At 64.6% G+C, this 3222-nt stretch carries 2 protein-coding genes; both read left to right on the plus strand.

The window, feature by feature from the left end; translation table 11 throughout:
* The first annotated feature begins 25 nt into the window (after window positions 1-25).
* A complete protein-coding gene (locus I73_RS30900; protein ID WP_022980820.1) occupies window positions 26-2137 on the plus strand; it encodes an AAA family ATPase in 2112 nt (703 codons plus the stop codon).
* Window positions 2138-2562: 425 nt separating this feature from the next.
* Window positions 2563-3129 carry a hypothetical protein gene (locus tag I73_RS11915; RefSeq protein ID WP_022980821.1) on the plus strand — a complete coding sequence of 189 codons (567 nt, stop codon included), beginning with the start codon at window positions 2563-2565 and terminating at the stop codon, window positions 3127-3129.
* The last annotated feature ends 93 nt before the right edge of the window (window positions 3130-3222 follow it).

Genomic DNA, 3222 nt, shown 5'->3' on the forward strand with positions numbered 1-3222 from the left:
CTTTTGTCCGCGCGGAGGCCGCAGCATGACCGCCAACTCCCACGACGAAGCCCGGCGGCTGCTCGCCGCTGGACTTAAATTGGTCCCGCTGAAAGCGGGCTCAAAGCAGCCGCTCGGAGACGACTGGAATAGCCCCGCCCGGCTGCTTACCCGGCCAGAGCAAGTCCGTGCCGATCACGGCGGCTTCGGGATGCCGCTGGCGGTCAACGGCATGTGCAGCGTCGATTTTGATAACAACCCATTGGCCGAGGCCGGGCTGCGGGCCTGCGGCTTCGATCCAGCCACGATCCGCGCTGCAGGCGTTGCCACCAGCAGCACCCGCCCAGGCTCGGGCGGCCGGGTGACCTTCCGCATACCCGCCGGGCTGAACCTGGGGCGGGTGGTGTTCGCCAGCGCCAGCGGCGGCACCATCCTGGAACTGCGCGCCGGTCAATCGAATCTGCAGGACTGTCTGCCTGGCACTACCTACTACTCAAAGGACGGCAGCGGCCCGTGGGTGCAGGACTATGCTGACCCCTTTCTCACCTTCGACACGGCCCTCGAACTGCCGGCCGCCCTCGCGGCCTGGTGGTCTCGGTTGTGCGCCGATCTGGACTTCAAACGTCAGCAGCAAGCCCTGGTCGCCGGGCCTGATGCCCACCTGTCCGTCAGCAGCGGCGCCACGCTGGCATACCCCTCACCCCACCGCCAAGCCTTCAATCAGTCACATGCCGTGGAAGACCTGCTGCGTGAGCACGGCTACACGGAACATCGCGGCGGGCGCTGGTCATGCCCCACAGCCACAGGTGCGCCCGGTATCCACGAAATCCCAGGCAAGAGCGGGCTGTGGCAGTCGGCACACGGGTCCGACCCGCTGGAAGGCACCTTCGATGCATGGACAGCGTTCGTGGTTCTGGTGCATGGTGGAGATCAAGGCGCCGCCGAAACTGCTGCAGAGGCTGCGCGGCAGTCCACCTGCCTTGAAGGCTTCGAGGAGGTACCCGGCACGGTCGAGACTGCGCCGGCCACCCTGCCCCCGCCGGGCTTCCGCCGAGTCGCAATCGCCGATGTGCTGACCCACCCAGAAGCACCACACCCCTTCGTCTGGGAGCCATACATCCCTGCTGGCGCTGCTGTGACGCTGTTGGCGGGGCATGGTGGCTCAGGTAAGTCCGGCCTTGGTTTGGACCTAGCGATGCATGTCGCAGCCGGCCGTGAATTCCTGGGCTTCCCGGTTCAGAAAACCCCCGTTGTCTATCTCAGTGCTGAGGACTCGGCCGGCGTGCTGCGCCGCCGCCTTGCCCGCCTGTGCGAAGCCCACGATCTAGACCCCGTAGACCTGGACCGACACCTGACGGTGCTTGACGCCACCGAATGCCCAGTGCTGTGGGACCCGCAACCCCACGGCCCCGGTAAACCCTCGCAAGCCTACGGGAAGTTGCGGGCTGTGATCGAAGAAACCAGTGCAGGTCTGCTGGTGGTCGATAACGCGTCAGACGCATTCGCTGCAGATAGGTTTGATAAAACGAGTGCAACGCAATTCGTCCGCGCACTAGCTCGCCTCATGAGCCAGTCGCAAGGCGCTGTCTTGCTGCTCGCGCATGTGAACAAGGCAACAGCAGGCAAACAGCAGGATGCCGGCGAGAGCTTCAGTGACAGCGTCGCGTGGCATAACTCTGTGCGCTCGCGCCTCTTCCTGGAAATCGGCGATGGCATGGTACGCACCCTGCAGCACGCCAAATCGAACTATGGTCCGCTAGGCCCCACGCTCCCCCTGGAGCCGCTACCGCATGGGGTAGGCCTTGCCCTCCTGGGCGGTGTGCCCCCGGCGGTCGATCGGGCAGCGCAGGCAGATGCGGCACGAGACGCTGAGAGGCTGGCGCTGCTGTCTTGCATCGCGCAGGCGTGCGAGCGAGGACTGGACGTGTCAACAGCCCCCACCTCGAATGCATCGAACGCCTTTGGAATGCTGAGGTTTGAACCTGGCTTTCCATCAATTGATCGCGCCACCACCCTGCGCCACGTCAGCACCTTGGCGGCGCGGGGCCTGATCGCCCGTGAGACGTACACGAAGGCAAATCGACACCCCGGCGAGCGCTGGAGCCTCACTCCCGCCGGGCTCGCCCTCCTTGCTGCCCAAACAACCCCGTTGTTCTGACATGAGCCGAAACAACACCACCTTGGACGACGTCGCTTGCGTAATCGGCTTCACCCCAACGCTGCGCCTAGCCGCTTGGTACGGCGATAGGGGGAATCTGTATGTGCCTGAGCAGGCCAGCGCAGACCAAGTCATTGCACGCTTGATCGGGCTGCCCGCCGCCAGCCGCTTGTCCGAAGCATTTCCCCAGGAATACCTCGCGGTCCCCGGTCTCTCCGCCTACGCCGCGGAAGCACGCAGGGCGCGCATCGCACTGATGCTGCAGAGAGGCTTGAGCATCCCGGAAACAGCTCGAATTGAAAGGTGCAGCGACCGCCGGGTGCTTCAAATCTGCAGCGAGCTTGTCCGAGACCGCCTCATAGATCCTCCATCCCCCTCGCGCCGTGCGCGCACCACCAGCAACCCTTTTTAAAAGGACCACACCAATGTCAGCCGAAACCCAACTGCAGGCCGCCGCCCTGCTCTACTTCACCCCGCAGCAAGAGGCCGCCAACGGCGGCGCGCTGGCGCTGCCCGAAAGCAGCCCCGCCGAGCTACAAACTCAGCGCAAGGAAGTCGTGAAACGCATCAAATTGCGCACAAAGGAACTGACGGATGCGCAGGCCATCGCCCTATCCGCAGGTCAGCGCGTGCAGGAAACGCTGGCCAAGATTCGCAGCAGTGAGGCTGAGATCGAAGAGGGGAAAGCAGCGGTAGCCTCAGGCACAAAGACCCTGCGCGACCTAGCGCTGACAAAAGCCGAGCTTGAACTCGCCCGCGAGGTCTTGCCCCAGATGCGAGCCCACGCCAGCGCAGCAGATAGCGCAGCCCGGGATGCTGGGCTCCTGCTCGGGAGTGCTCAACGAGAGTTGGAGCAGATCGACCAGCAGCAGACCCTGCACGAAATCGCCGACGCGCTGGATGCCAGCCCCGCCGCTGATGCGATCCGCCGATTGTTGAGCAAGGCTGGCGCACCGGAGGGTGTATTCGTCAGCCTGCGCCAGCAGGCCTGACGCCAACCTGCCAAGACCTCGGCCGGCCTGTTGGCCGGCTTTTTTGCTTGACCTCGGGAGGCAGTGACCCACAGCGCCAATCACTTCCCAACC

It is taken from the genome of Ideonella sp. B508-1, assembly GCF_000333615.1.
GTDB lineage: Bacteria > Pseudomonadota > Gammaproteobacteria > Burkholderiales > Burkholderiaceae_C > Ideonella.

Bases quoted from the DNA above. Each gene is read 5' to 3' on its own strand.
- I73_RS30900 (WP_022980820.1), top strand. From the start codon at position 26: ATGACCGCCAACTCCCACGACGAAGCCCGGCGGCTGCTCGCCGCTGGA.
- I73_RS11915 (WP_022980821.1), top strand. From the start codon at position 2,563: ATGTCAGCCGAAACCCAACTGCAGGCCGCCGCCCTGCTCTACTTCACC.